Source organism: Microbacterium sp. ISL-103 (genome assembly GCF_018613995.1).
Classification (GTDB): Bacteria; Actinomycetota; Actinomycetes; order Actinomycetales; family Microbacteriaceae; genus Microbacterium.
On the sequence record NZ_JAGGPD010000093.1, the window covers coordinates 1 to 13,516 of the forward strand.

Annotated in this window: 12 protein-coding genes and 1 pseudogene; 6 read left to right on the forward strand and 7 right to left on the reverse strand. The window is 67.0% G+C overall.

Annotation, left to right across the window (positions count from 1 at the left end):
• Positions 1-18: 18 nt before the first annotated feature.
• From J7E68_RS20375 to J7E68_RS04155, 3 genes and pseudogenes are all read right to left on the reverse strand, one after another.
• Positions 19-357 (reverse strand): glycoside hydrolase family 125 protein, encoded by a 339-nt coding sequence (locus J7E68_RS20375; protein WP_396652482.1) that lies wholly within the window; start codon positions 355-357, stop codon positions 19-21.
• A 49-nt stretch (positions 358-406) separates the two neighbouring features.
• Positions 407-1,222, reverse strand: a pseudogene (locus J7E68_RS04150) (glycoside hydrolase family 125 protein); the annotation flags it as partial.
• Between the two features lie 559 nt (positions 1,223-1,781).
• A complete protein-coding gene (locus J7E68_RS04155; RefSeq protein ID WP_215170123.1) occupies positions 1,782-2,951 on the reverse strand; it encodes an aminotransferase class I/II-fold pyridoxal phosphate-dependent enzyme in 1,170 nt (389 codons plus the stop codon).
• Positions 2,952-3,157: 206 nt separating this feature from the next.
• On the opposite strand from J7E68_RS04155, the gene J7E68_RS04160 reads away from it, so the two are divergent.
• The 3 genes from J7E68_RS04160 (at position 3,158) to J7E68_RS04170 (ending at position 6,052) form a co-directional block, all read left to right on the forward strand.
• Positions 3,158-3,889, forward strand: a complete 732-nt coding sequence (locus J7E68_RS04160; protein ID WP_215170125.1) for a hypothetical protein — start codon at positions 3,158-3,160, stop codon at positions 3,887-3,889.
• 430 nt (positions 3,890-4,319) lie between these two features.
• The gene (gene gnd / locus J7E68_RS04165) at positions 4,320-5,381 is read left to right on the forward strand and encodes a phosphogluconate dehydrogenase (NAD(+)-dependent, decarboxylating) (RefSeq protein WP_215170127.1); all 1,062 of its coding nucleotides are present in this window, start codon (positions 4,320-4,322) and stop codon (positions 5,379-5,381) included.
• Between the two features lie 200 nt (positions 5,382-5,581).
• On the forward strand, positions 5,582-6,052 hold the full coding sequence (locus tag J7E68_RS04170; RefSeq protein WP_215170129.1) for a GNAT family N-acetyltransferase: 471 nt from the start codon (positions 5,582-5,584) through the stop codon (positions 6,050-6,052).
• Here J7E68_RS04170 and J7E68_RS04175 read toward each other — a convergent pair.
• On the reverse strand, positions 6,049-6,444 hold the full coding sequence (locus J7E68_RS04175) for a VOC family protein (RefSeq protein ID WP_215170131.1): 396 nt from the start codon (positions 6,442-6,444) through the stop codon (positions 6,049-6,051). The two genes, J7E68_RS04170 and J7E68_RS04175, sit on opposite strands and share 4 nt — an antisense overlap.
• Positions 6,445-6,586: 142 nt before the next feature.
• Here J7E68_RS04175 and J7E68_RS04180 point away from each other — a divergent pair, with 142 nt between their 5' ends.
• The 3 genes from J7E68_RS04180 to J7E68_RS04190 all read left to right on the forward strand — a co-directional run bounded on the left by J7E68_RS04180 (position 6,587) and on the right by J7E68_RS04190 (position 8,251).
• Entirely contained in the window at positions 6,587-7,147 is a 561-nt protein-coding gene (locus tag J7E68_RS04180; protein ID WP_215170133.1) for a dihydrofolate reductase family protein, read from the forward strand.
• 49 nt (positions 7,148-7,196) lie between these two features.
• Entirely contained in the window at positions 7,197-7,766 is a 570-nt protein-coding gene (locus J7E68_RS04185; RefSeq protein ID WP_311416290.1) for a TetR/AcrR family transcriptional regulator, read from the forward strand.
• A 74-nt stretch (positions 7,767-7,840) separates the two neighbouring features.
• Positions 7,841-8,251 carry a DUF1428 family protein gene (locus J7E68_RS04190; RefSeq protein WP_215170135.1) on the forward strand — a complete coding sequence of 137 codons (411 nt, stop codon included), beginning with the start codon at positions 7,841-7,843 and terminating at the stop codon, positions 8,249-8,251.
• Positions 8,252-8,261: 10 nt separating this feature from the next.
• On the opposite strand, the gene J7E68_RS04195 is transcribed toward J7E68_RS04190, so the two are convergent.
• The 3 genes from J7E68_RS04195 to J7E68_RS04205 form a co-directional block, all read right to left on the reverse strand.
• Positions 8,262-8,642, reverse strand: coding sequence for a hypothetical protein (locus J7E68_RS04195; RefSeq protein WP_215170137.1), 381 nt, complete (start codon positions 8,640-8,642; stop codon positions 8,262-8,264).
• Between the two features lie 73 nt (positions 8,643-8,715).
• Positions 8,716-10,815, reverse strand: coding sequence for a DUF3320 domain-containing protein (locus J7E68_RS04200; RefSeq protein ID WP_215170139.1), 2,100 nt, complete (start codon positions 10,813-10,815; stop codon positions 8,716-8,718).
• Positions 10,697-13,516: DUF4011 domain-containing protein (locus J7E68_RS04205; RefSeq protein WP_215170141.1), on the reverse strand; the 2,820-nt coding region annotated here is incomplete at its 5' end. The genes J7E68_RS04205 and J7E68_RS04200, both read right to left, overlap by 119 nt.

Sequence of the window (13,516 nt, forward strand, 5' to 3'; positions counted from 1 at the left end):
CAGCCGTGGTCGGGGCGCTCATGCCGGTCGCGCTTCCGTGAGGGGCGCGCGGCGCTCAGGGCGCCGCTCGACCGTGCGCAGCCCTGTCATATCGAGCACCAGCTCGCAGAACATCGCGTTCGCCCACGAGAACCATTCGCGCGTGAACACCGACGGGTCGGTGACGAGGAACGATTCGTGCATCAGGCCGGTGCCGGCATCCGTCTCGAGAAGCAGCCGCAGGATGCGCTCCTTCTCGGCCCTGTCGTCGGTTGTTAGGGCTTCGATGCAGAGCCCGATCGGCCAGACGTGGTCGGCCGGGGTGTGCGGGCTGCCGAGTCCGCTCGAGGCGGTGCCCGAGGCNNTAGAGCGGATCATCGGTGCCGCACCATCCGATCAGCGGCAGCGAGAGCAGGCTCGGCACGTTCGCGTCATCGAGAAGAAGGATGCCGCCGCGACCGTCGACCTCGTAGGCGTAGACGTCGTCGCCGGAGGGACTCGCCACGATCGTGTGCTGCTCGATGCCCCGCTCGATGTCGGCACGCAGGTCGCGGGCGCTCGCCGCGAGATCGGGGTCGTGCAGCACCCCGGTCGCGATCGTCTCGATGTGCTGCAGCTCGACCGCCGCGAACATGTTGCCCGGCACGTTGTAGCCGTACTCGCAGGCGTCGTCGCTGGGGCGGAACGCCGACCAGGTGAGGCCGGTCGGCACCGTCTCGCTGCCGCGGCCCTCTCGCACGAGCGTGTCGGTCGAGGGGCAGTCGAAGCGCTCGAAGCGGTAGGTCGAGCGGGCCTCGTGATCCTGCTCGGTGCGCCACAGCTCGATGATCGTGCGGGCGGCACGGGCGAAGGACTCGCCGAGGTGGTCGGTGCGGCCCGTGGTCTGCCACAGGTCGTAGGCCAGCTGCACGGGGTAGCAGAGGGAATCGACCTCGTACTTGCGCTCCCAGATCCATGGCGACTGCTCGGTGAGGTCGCTCTGATGTCCGCTGCCGTCGGGCTCGGCGTTGAAGGCGTTGGCGTACGGGTCGAGCAGCACGTACTCGATCTGCCGGCGCGAGACCGCGGCGATCATGTCGCTGATCGTCTGGTCTTCCGCCGCGAAATGCAGGTAGGGGCCGAGCTGTGCGGTCGAATCGCGCAGCCACATCGCGGGGATGTCGCCCGTCAGCATGAACAGCGTGCCGTCGGGCATCTCGCGCAGGGTCGTGCCGAGGGTGTTCTCGAAGCAGCGCTCGAACATCGCCGCTGTCGCCTCGTCCGTCCGCGCTCGCACGCGCTCTGCGACGGAATGGATGAAGTCCGAATGGGTCTGAGCCACGATGCTCCTCGGTGAACCTGAGGTCGCCCCGCTCTGGGCGACATCGCCGAGTGTAGCCCGGAATGCAGATTAAATCTATTTATATGTTTAGTTATGTGGGAGTGGCGCGGATTCGCGCGGTTCGGCGCTCTGCTGCGCGGGAATAAGTATATGTATTGCGTGTTGTCGGCTCGCGGGTTCGGGTACGGTCGCTGGTCGGGCATGCGGGGACGGATGCGCGCCTCCCGGCGGATGCGGGGCCAAAAACGCACCTTCCGATGGATGCGGGGTCAAAAACGCATCCGAAACGCTCCGTTCCGGTGCTTTATTGGCCCCGCACCGGCATGGGCCGGGGCGGGGGGGCATGGGCATGGGCATGGGCATGCCCATGGGCACGGGCTTGGGCACAGGTCGGGTCGGGTCGGGTCGGGCCGGGCCCGGGCCGGGCGGGGGCCGAGGTCAGGCTGGGGCGGACAGCGCGGGCAGGATCCGCGGGTCCCCCTCAGCCCCGGTCGCGCAGCGCGGCGGCGATCCGGTCGACGGCCTCGACCAGCACCGGACGCGGCATCGCGAAGACGAAGCGCGTGTACCCGATGGCCGCCACACCGCACGCGGCGCCATCGGTCATCGCTACTCCGGCGTGCTCGCGGAACCACTCGCCGAGGTCGCCGGTCAGGCCGGTCTCGCGGAAGTCGAGCAGGGCGATATAGCTGCCCTCGGGCACGATCATCCGCACGCCGGGAAGCTTCTCGTCGACGAGCTGCGCCAGCATCCGCCGGTTGCCGTCGAGGTACTCGACCACCCCGTCGAGCCACTCGCGCCCGCCCGTGTAGGCGGCGGTGTTGGCGATGACGCCGAGGGTCGACGTGCCATGCCCCGCCCAGAAGCCCAGGCGCTCCCAGAGCTCGGCGTCGGCGTCGTTCGAGAGGATCACCTGCGCGCACTTGAGGCCGGCGAGGTTCCAGGCCTTCGAGGCCGAGGTCGCGGTGAACGTGTGGGCTGCCGCGGCATCCGACACCGACGCATACGGGATGTGCCGGGCCGGTGCGTAGACGATGGGCGCGTGGATCTCGTCGGCGAAGACGCGCCCGCCCGCCGCCGTCACGGTGTCGGCGATCGCGAGCAGCTCGTCACGGGTCGCGACGGTGCCGAGCGGGTTGTGCGGGTTGCAGAGCACCAGCATCTCGCCGCCGTCGCGGAAGGCCTGGGCGACGGCGTCGAGGTCCATGACCCAGCGCCCGTCGACCTCGATGCTCGGCACCTCGATGACCCGCCGGTCGCGCATGGGCGGCACCATGAGGAACGGCATGTAGGCGGGAGTCGGCACGATCACGGCCGAACCCGGAGTGGTGAAGTGCTCGATCGCCAGTTCGAACGCCGCGATCACGTCGGGCACATGGTGCACGCGCTCAGCGGCGATCTGCCACCCGTACGAGTCGGAGTACCAGCGCGCCGTCGCCTCAGACAGGTCTTTCGCGAGCTTGTCGGGCAGGTATCCCGTCACGCCCAGGTCGAGGGCATCCTTCACCGCACTGTTGATCGCGGGGGCGAGGCCGAAGTCCATCTCGGCGACGAACGCGCCGATGGTGTCGGGGAACGCCGTCCATTTGACGCTGCCCGCAGCGCGCAGGTCGTCTTGCGTGATCTGGTCGAACGTGCCGGGGGAAGTCATTGTCCAATCCTTTCACCCGTCGGCGATATCGGGCCCGGGGTGTGGGCTTGGGCGCGGGGCGAGTCCGAACGAGCCCGCACACCTGCAGGCCCAGATCACGGATGCATGCCGAGACCGCCGGCTCCGACCTGCATTCGTGATCTGAGCATGCAAGTGAACGAGACCCCGGCCGTCGAGCCGCCAGAACCCCTCGATACGATGGCCCTATGGCGCCTGCGTACACCAGCGACGAGCTCGTCTCACGACTTCCGGGGGCGCTCGCGCGGCTCAGCGAGGTCGCCGAGTACGACATCGACCGCCTGCGAGAGGTCGCCCTCGAAGAGGGTCTCGAGCACTTCCCCCGCCCCCGAATCGACGATCGACGGTCGCTGCGATTGCAGCATTCGGCGGATGACGCCGCGCGAGTGAACCGAGCGCTCCGCGCCGCGATCTCGAAGCGGCTCGGCACACCCACCGGCACCGACAAGGTCTACAGTTCCGGCCCGTTCATCTTCGAGGTGAGGGTGGCCGATGTCGTGACCGTGTCGTCTTTTCCGCAGCGGTCGCTGGAGTCCATCGGCGCGGCAGCCGTCGCGTGGATGGCGGGAGTGCCGTTCGCCGAATGGTCGGATGCCGACGGCCACGGCATCATGCATCCGACCGAACGGCTGATCCGCGCGCCGCGGGTGAACGAGCGTCCGGGGCGTCTGTCGTTCGAGGTCGATCTGGCCTCAGGCCTGCATCCCGCCGGTGTCATCGCCAACGACGTCGCCGGCCGACGCGAGGTGCTCGCCGCATACTTCACCGGCCTCGTCGGTGAGTCCGACGCCCCGCCGTACATCACCTCGCGCAAGGCGTGGCTGCGTGGCGCGCGTCAGCTCATGCTGGCCGGGTACCGCAGCGGTGGGAACCACTCGCTGACGTTCATCCACGACGACAGCGGTGCGGTGGCCTGGTAATACCCCCTGCCGCCCCGGATCCCGGTCGCCGCCCGGCGGATCACTCGCGCGTGTAGACGACGGTTCCGTCGGCATCCCGAGTCACCGTGCCTTCATAGACGGCGGGTACGGGGTAGACCTCGGAAACCGAGGTTTCGGATGCGCAACTGACCCCGCACCGAAGGCGCGCCTGGGCCCGGCCAGGCGGGGCCACTTCCGCACCGGAAACCGAGGTTTCGGATGTACAACTGACCCCGCACCGAAGCCGGATCCCGTCGCGACGCGAGCGGGGCCACTTCCGCACCGGAAACCGCCGTTTCGGATGCGCAACTGACCCCACACCGAACCTCGCCCCGGGACGCGGCACACCCGCAACACCATTGAGCACCTCCCGCACCCGTGCCAGGATTGCCCCGACTCGGCTCACCGGGGCTGAGACGAAAGGATTCTCATGCAGCTGGCGATGATCGGACTCGGCCGGATGGGCGCCAACATCGTGCGCCGTCTGATGCGGGCGGGGCACGAATGCGTGGTCTACGACGTCAATGCGGATGCCGTGCAGGCGCTGGTCGCCGAGGGCGCGACGGGCGCCGACAGCATGGCCGACCTGGCGTCGAAGCTCGAGGCGCCGCGGGCCGTGTGGATGATGGTGCCCGCATCGCTCACGGGCATGGTGGCCGACCAGGCGGCGGAGGTGCTCGACGAGAGCGACATCCTGATCGACGGCGGCAACTCGAACTACCGCGACGACGTGCGGCGGGCGAAGGCGTTCCGCGAGCGCGGCATCCACTATGTCGATGTCGGCACGAGCGGCGGAGTGTTCGGCCTCGACCGCGGATACTGCCTGATGGTCGGCGGGCCCGACGAGGCCGTCCAGCGCATCGAGCCGGTGCTACGCACGATCGCTCCGGGTGTCGGCGAGATCGAGCGCACGCCCGGCCGCACCGGAGACCTCACTCCCGAAGAGCAGGGCTATCTGCACTGCGGGCCGTCGGGTGCGGGGCACTTCGTGAAGATGGTGCACAACGGCATCGAGTACGGCATCATGGCGTCGATCGCCGAGGGTCTCAACCTGCTGCACAACGCGGATGCCGGAGTGCGCGAGGCCGAGCACTCGGCCGAGATCGCCCCTCTCGAAGAGCCGGAGTTCTACCAGTTCCCGATCGACACGTCGAAGGTCGCCGAGCTCTGGCGCCGTGGGTCGGTCATCTCGTCGTGGCTGCTCGACCTGACCGCTGCCGCGCTCGCCGACAACCCGCAGCTCGACGGTCTCGCAGGTCGCGTGTCGGACTCGGGCGAGGGTCGCTGGACGGTCAAGGCCGCCGTCGATGTCGGAGTACCCGTTCCGGTGCTCGCTGCATCGCTGTTCGAGCGCTTCGCCTCACGCGATGAAGACAAGTTCGCCAACCAGGTGCTGTCGGCGATGCGCCTGCAGTTCGGCGGGCACCAGGAGCTGCCGGCCGGCGACGTGCTCGAGGCCGGATCGCGTAAGGCGGACTCCGACAGCGCCTGATCGAATTCTCTCGGGTTGTCGAGCGTGGCGCGCGGAGGTCCACGTTCACAACTTCGGAAGAAGCGACTGCGTCCGCCGGCTCGGCCCCGGAATCCCGGGGGACCGATGCGTCGGCCCGCTCGTTCTCCCGGAGTTGTGAACCGGCGGAACCGCCGCCGTCCGCCAGAGACGAAGTCCCCGACCCGAGAAAGGGCGTCCACATGACCACCGTCACCCGTCGAGCCACCCCGCACGACGCCTCCTGTCTCGCCGAACTCCTGCACGCCTTCAACATGGAGTTCGACACCGAGACGCCGGGGGTCGGGGTGCTCGCACGGCGGCTCGAGGCCCTGCTGGCCGGACCCTCGACCTTCGCGGTGCTCGGTGGCGACCCCGCGGTCGGAGTCGCGCTCGTGACCCTGCGTCCGAACGTGTGGTCGGACGGACCGGTCGCGCTGCTCGACGAGATGTACGTCGAGCCCGCTCACCGCGGGGGTGGCGTCGGGGGCGCGATCCTCCGGCACATGGTCGAGATCTGCAGGGAACTCGGCGTCGCGGCGATCGAGATCAACGTCGACGAGTCGGATGCCGCAGCGATGCGCTTCTACGAACGGCACGGGTTCAGTGGCGTCGACCCGGACTCCGGCGAGCGGGCGTTCTACTTCTACCGGTCGCTCGAGGCGGGGGATTAGTCGGCCTGAGCCCCACCCCACCCCACCCAGTCCGGACGGTCGACGACACAGAAGCGGTTGCCCTCGGGGTCTTCCATGATCACGTAGTCGGCGTAGTCGGCGTCGTCGGGCAAGTTGTCCCAGTGCACCTCGCTGGCGCCGAGCTCGGCCAGGCGCCGGACTTCGGCGGACTGATCCTCGGCATAGATGTCGAGGTGGATGCGCGGCGGCAGCACGCGTTCGGAATGGTGCGCGTCGAGGGCGATGCAGGGAGCATCTGCGTCTCGCGGCTTCAGCACGACCCAGTCGTCGGATGCCGGATCCCGCTCCACATAGTCGAGGGCAGCCTGCCAGAAGCGGGACTGCGCGGGGAGGTCGTTCACGCAGATCACGATCGAGACGATCTTCAACATGCGGGTCAGGTTAGAGCGTGGTGAGCATGCTGAACAGGGGCTTGCTCCGATCAGTGCGTGCTCGCGCGGTGGGCGCGCGCAACTGAGTACTCTGAGTCCCATCCCGCACCATCCACCGCCCGCATCGAAGGAGATCGGCGAGATGAGACCACTGCGCTATTCGATCAACGTCACGCTCGACGGCTGTGTCCATCACGAGGCGGGGGTCGCTCCCGACGAGGAGCTCATGCAGTACTGGACCGCTGAGATGCAGCGGGCGGATGCCGTGATCTACGGCCGAACGACCTACGAGATGATGCAGTCCGCCTGGCGTCGCCCGGCATCCGGTCAGTGGCCCGACTGGATGGAGGAGTGGGAGATTCCCTTCGCCGAGGCCCTCGACCGCGTGCCGAAGCACGTCGTCTCGAGCACGCTGAGCTCGGTCGACTGGAACGCCGAGCTCATCCGCGGCGATCTCGCCCAAGCGATTCAGCTGCTCAAGCAGCAGCCGGGCGAGGGGATGTCTGTCGGCGGTGTGACTCTTCCGCTGGCCTTGGCCGAGCTCGGACTCATCGACGAGTTCACCTTCGTCGTGCATCCGGTTCTCGCCGGGCACGGCCCGAGGCTGCTCGACGGACTTAGCGGGCGCATGACGCTCGAGTTGGTGGAGCGGCGAGAGTTCGGCTCGGGCGCGGTGGCACAGCGGTACCGACCGGCCCGGTGAACGAGGGCGAAGCGCCGAGACGAAACGCGGTGGCCACTAGCCTGTTGTAGTGCCCCGCCCTCGAAGTGAAGCCGCGCGCCAGTCCGTGCTCGAGGCGATGCGCGCAGCCGTCATCGCCGGCACCTACGAAGCGGTGACCATCGAGGGGCTCGCCGAGACGGCGGCGGTCTCCAAGCAGACGATCTACCGCTGGTGGCCGTCGAAGGCGGCGATCCTCGGCGAGGCACTGCTCGAGGGCGACCTGCCAGGAGCGGACCCCGCTGTCGCGATGAGCGACGACATCCGGGCCGACCTGCATGCCTGGTTCTCGGCGATGTCCGCCGGGCTCGCGAGGCCCGAAGGTGTCGCACTCGCCCGGGCGCTGATCGCGGTCACGGCCACCGACCACGAACTGGGGCTGGCGCTCAATGAACGGCTCGCGGCGCCGATCCGCGCCTGGGTCGCCGAACGGATCGCGCGCGGACAGTCGGCGGGCGAGATCCGGGCTGACGTGGATGCTGACGCCATCGCCGACCAGCTCATCGCCATGGCGTCGTACGCGGCGCTCATCGGTCAGCCCCTGAGTGCCGAGCGTGTCGAAGAGACGGTGACGCGGTTGCTGCGAGGCATCGCACAGTAGGTCCCTCTGGTTGGCTGAGGCCACCGCTGGATACCCTGGCAACGGACACTCACCGCTGAGGGCTGGAGCAGAGAATGGTCATCGCTGACATCACCGTCGTTCCGGTTCCGACGGAACGCAAGGCCGCATATCTGGACTTCTCGAAGCGGATGGCGGAGGTCTACCGCGAGCACGGAGCCATCAGCGTCGTCGACTACTGGCAGTCGAGCGAGTCAGCCGATCCGGCTGACTTCCACGCTGACGGGGCGTCGTACGAGCCGGGCGAGCTCAAGAGCATCGCCGACCTCGCGGGCGCGAGCGCCGGAGATTCCGTCGTGGTGACGGTGACGAGCTGGCCGTCGCGCGAGGTTCGTGACCGCGGAACGGCTGCCGCCACTCGGGACGCTCGCGTGCTCGAGACGCTCGATGAAGACCCCGTCTTCGACGGAGGCCGCGTGATCGGCGACAGCTTCGAGATCGCGATGAGCGTTCAAGGCGGCGAGTGACTGGCGACAGTTACGGGGTGCAGTAAGCGAGCATCGCGTCGGTCGCTGTGCGCATCTCCGTCGTCGCCGCATCCAGGCCCGTGATGTCACCCGCGATGGCCTTCTCGCCCTCGGCGGCGAAGGCGTCGATGCTCGTCGTCCACGAGTCGCGGAGGGTGACGAACTCGTCGGGTCCATCGACTCCGCGGATGTTCTCGGCGACGGTCTTGACCTCATCGAGAGCAGCCTGCGCGGCCTCAGGAGTCGGCGAGCTGACGCTGCCGATCACACCGGTCACCTGCGCGGCCTGAGCTGCGACCTGGCCGCACGCGGCGATGGTCGACGCTTGCGAACATCCGGACAGCAACAGGATGCCGACGGCGAGAGTCGCGAGCGCGGGGAGCTTTCTCATACGGGTCAGGGTACCGAGGGGAGATGTGCGCCTACTGGCGTGTTCAACTCCCGATCGATGCCACGACGCACCATCAACTCGTCGCCATGATCAAGCCTTCGGACCGTCGCTCGAGCCGTCCGGTGCTCAGCCCGATGGCCAGGGCCTCGCTCAGGCGATCACCGATGCCGGATGTCACGCGCTTACCGCCCAACAGTCCGAGCGACTCCCGCTTGATCTCCTCGTCCGTCATTCCGCCGCTCAGGTCCGCGACGACCGCCATGGCGTTCGCGATCTCCGCCAGAGGGACATGCTCGAGGGGGCGAGCGGTCCCGTTCACTGGCCGGCGGACGTCACGCCAGGTGAGTGGATCGACATCTTGTGGCCACAGGACCGCACGATCATTCGGTCGGACGAAATCCGGTGGGACGCAGCGAAGGATTGCATCCGCCCGAGAGGCATGGACCTTGCTCAGACCGAAAGCACCGGCCACGAGCTTCACCAGCCGCATCCGGTGGATGGGGCCTTCATACGCGATCACTTCCTGCACAAGTTCGCGTATGCGCTGAGCGGCTCTCGGGGAAGGGAGAGCGTCGAGAACCGCGACGCCGCCGGCCGCTCGTGCTGACCACTCGGAGAAATCCCGAAGACGGGGATGCTGCAGATCGGTGGCCCCGGGAGCTGATGCCGACCGAGCGAGGACGACAGGCGGCGACTCCGCCACGCCAGATCCGGTCTCGACGAAGGCGGCGGTCGCAACAGGGTCCGATGCTGTGTCGATGGCTCGTGCTTCGACGCCCGTCGAGGCTGAACTGCGCTTCCGAATTTCATCGGCACGACGCGCAGCTGTTGTCGCCTCCGTAACTGCGCGACTCATGCGGTCGAGGGTCGTCTCCCGTTGCTGCAGCCACTCGGGAAGCCATACACGCTCCACGCCAGGCCAGTGCATGAGGCCCTTCAGGACGTCGGTGGGCAGCGCATCTCGATCGGCCACAGTGCGCCGCCCGCGCCACGTTGGGCCGTCGAGCAGAACGGCGAGTACCGGTTGCTCAGGATCGTCTGCTGCCGAGATTGCTATATCAACGCGGAAATCAGAGAGACCGATGTCCGTCTGCACCACGTGCCCTCGGTCGCGAAGCGCGGTGGCGATCTCTTCTCGATGGCGATCGACGAACCCGGGCCTAGCCACCTCGTCTGCGTTCTCATCGATACCGTCCGCAGCAAGCTGCAGATAGGAGCGCAGGTGCTTGATTCCTACAGATGACGTCTGTTCAGCTCGCAGATCAGACGGGTCGAAACTGGCGAACAGAATCACTTCTCGACGTGCTCTAGTGATGGCCACGTTGAGGCGGCGCTCTCCGCCCGCACGCGAGAGCGGTCCGAAGTTGAGTGGCAGGTCGCCGCGCTCGTTCGCACTGAAAGCCACAGAGAAGAGAATCGTGTCTCGCTCGTCTCCCTGTACGTTCTCGAGGTTCTTGACGAACAGTCCGTCGCGCTGATCGAGAGCGGTGGCGATCCGGTCGTCCGACTCGTCTCGCAGAAGTGATTCGATCAGCGAGCGTTGCTGCGCGTTGAAGGTCACTACGCCGAGCGATGGAGGAGTGTCGGATGCGGCGAAGCGCCGTGCGATCTCCCCGACGATTGCACGGGCCTCGACGATGTTGGTGCGAAGGTCTCGCCCCCGCCCGCTTCTGTTGAAGTGCCCGTCGACCCTGACCAGTGATACTCCATGACCGGATACCGAGGGCTGTGAAGAGGAGCTCGTCGGCCACGGTGCAGGGAAAGATGCGAGTCGGCCATCGTAATACTTGTGATTGCTGAACGCGATCAGCGCCTCGTCCTGACTCCGGTAGTGCCAGGACAACCAGCGCCTGGGCACCTGTGCCTGGACGCATTCGCTCAGGATCGATTCCTCATCGGCCACCGCGGCGCTGTCTGCGCTGATCACCTCGTCGGAGTCGGTCACGACGTCGGCGAAGCTGGTGGGTGGCATCTGTTTGCTGTCGCCTACCACGACAACCGAGTTCGATCGCCCCATCGCGCCGATCGCATCGGGAACTCTGATCTGCGACGCTTCATCGAAGACGACGATGTCGAACAAGTCGCCGGTCGCCGGGAAGAAGCGTGAGACGGATTCGGGACTGGCCAGCACGCACGGGGTGATCTGCGTGATCAGGTCTGCATAGCCGTCCATCAGCCCGCGCACTGAGAGCCCCCCCGCGCTGCCGTCCGATCTGGCGCTTGAGCTCGCCGAGGCGTCCGCCGCTGTACGCAGCGTCGATCCTCCTCCGGCCGAGTATCTCGGCGGGGATCCATCGTGGAAGTTCTGCTCGGATCGCGGCTGTGCTCGAGGTGAATCTCGCGACGGATCGGCTATGCGCCTGAGGGTCGAAGCTCTCGAGGCCTTGAGCGTGCTCGCGTTCCACCAACGATGCAGCGGCCACGCCTTTGTCGAATGCGATCGACGCATCGTCTGCCAGAACGCGTCCCGAGACGAGTGCCGCGTATGCATCGGAGAGCCCGTGACTCCGCAGAGGCTCGAGCGCCCGAGCGAACGCCACCCACCTCTGCAGGGAGGTGGGCGCGGAGGTGTCGAGCGCCCGTGAACCGCGAGTTGCTCCCCACGCATCGACCACGGCGCTCGGCGAGGCCCAGCTCTTGAGCACCCCTGCTCCGCCCCTCGGAGCCGCCAACACTTCGAGTGCACGCCACGATGCCGCGAGCTTTGCGAGCGCCCCGGAGAGCGCCGGATCCGCAGGTGAGGTGCGATAGGTCTCTCGCAGAATCGTGGCGTCCAGATCATCCGGTCGCGACTCGAGGGCATTACTGAGCCAGACAAGCCAGTCGAGCTGGGACGAGGCGCTAGCCGCGTCGGTCGCATCGAAGGGGTCCCAACCCGTACCGATCACGGAGACTGGGAGCGAGAGAAGTCCGTTGCGCAGAGCCGCGGCGGACGCCGCTGTCGCTTCAACCTGTCCGGTCAGCTGCGCGATGGCTTTCGGCGGAACGGTCTTCAGCGGCACCAACAGGTTTTCGCCGAACATCGCGAGCGCTGATCGTTGACGCTTACGTCGTCCGAAGAACCCGGAAGCACCGGCAGCCTGCGCTGCGAAGTCAACGGCATGAGGCGCCGGGTTCGCGCTCAACGCTCCGAGGCTCACGGTGCCCGTCCACTGTGGAGGTGCGGCCGTGAGCGTTCGAAGTTGCTGCTGGAGAGCGCTGAGTTCACCGGACCGGACTCGCGGGAGCAGTTGATCGAGGGACTCGAGGGAGAAGCGTGGAGCCCCCGCGAGCTGCGACCAGCGTTCGATGAACTCGGGCGAGGTGCAGTGAGCGAGCGCCTGCGATTCGCCGGTCGAGACGAAGACGTTTCCGATCGCCTGGTCGAAATCCATCGCTGCTCGATGCAGTGCCGCGATGTCCGAAGGGTCGTGCGACGTGACGTCGACGAATCCCCATCCGTTGAGTTCCGTTGGTCGGACGAGGTCGGCGGTGTCAGGTAGACGTCGCAACGTCGTGCGGACATTGTCGATCTGCTCGGCGGAACCTGAGGAGACGAAGGCGGTCGGGATGGCGAGCGTTGGAGCATCCGGCTCGAACGCCAGGAGGCGATCCCTCGACGTGTAGAACGACATGCCTGCCGTGTTGCTCTCGTGGAGCCGGTCAGCGTACCGCCGCAGGGTGTTCCGGCTGGATACCGCATTCTCGTTCTGCGCGCTCAGGGCCGCGCCGTCGGGGCGCGCCGTCGTTTCGAGTGCCTCTTTCAATTGTGCGCGGACGGCATTGGGGCGAGCACCTTTGTCATGGAGATCGAGCGAGAAAGGGCCCAGTCCGACGGCATCGAGACGCTGCTTCACAACGTCCAGTGCCGCGCGCTTCTCAGCGACGAAAAGCACTCTCTTGCCGTTGACGATGGCATGAGCGAGCAGGTTCGTGATGGTCTGCGACTTCCCTGTGCCGGGAGGGCCTTCGAGTACGAACGTCCGGTCCGCGACCGCTTCCGAGACCGCGTCGAGCTGCGAGGAGTCCGCCGCGACGGGCAGGGACGTTCCGAGAGCATCCAGATCCACTGAGGTCGGCGACGGCGATGGGTCCTCGAACGCTGCGGTCGGCGTATGTACGAGATGCTTGACGAGCGGGTTGGACGTAAATGTCTCCCAACTCTCGTCGAGGTCCTTCCACAGCCGATACTTACCGAACTGGAGGATCGACAGGTCCGCGGAGTCCTCAACGGTGAACGGCAAGCGCGCTTCCGCCAAACCCTGCCGCGCGGCCGCGAAGGCAGCTGCGAGATTGATGCCGGCTTCATCCTTTGCCGGGTTCTCGAGACCGGGGATGCGGATGCCGTGCGTCACTCGCAGCTTCTCGAGCAGGCAATAGTTCGGTGTGGATTCACCCGTGTCGTCCGCGCGAATACGGAACACAGAGCCGCGGCCCGCGGGCTCGAGAGTCACGGGCACGAGGATGAGTGGCGATCTGAGGTCGCGATCGTTGAATCGCCAGCGCAGCATTCCAAACGCGACGTAGAGATTGTTCGCGCCCGTTTCCTCAGCGATGGTTCGCGCCTTGTATGCCAGAGCGCGGAGTCGCGAGGTATACGCGCCCTCCGTGATGTCGACATAGGCGGACTTGCGGGACATGAGCATTTCCGAGCGGGCAGCCTCAGGCAGGTCGCGTCCGAACTGAACGCCGCGGGTCTTGTCGACATCGGGGATGCGATCGCTGGGAAGGAGCGTGATCGCGGACCCACCATTGATCAGGTCCTCGAATGCGGCGAGTGCTGGCTGCGGCACGGCGATGGGGTGACCCGCTGACGGCGTGTAGTTGATGAGGCGATTGCGCAGGCTCAAGTCGAGCAGGGAGTTCTTCCATGAGTACACGCGGGCAGGCAGCGT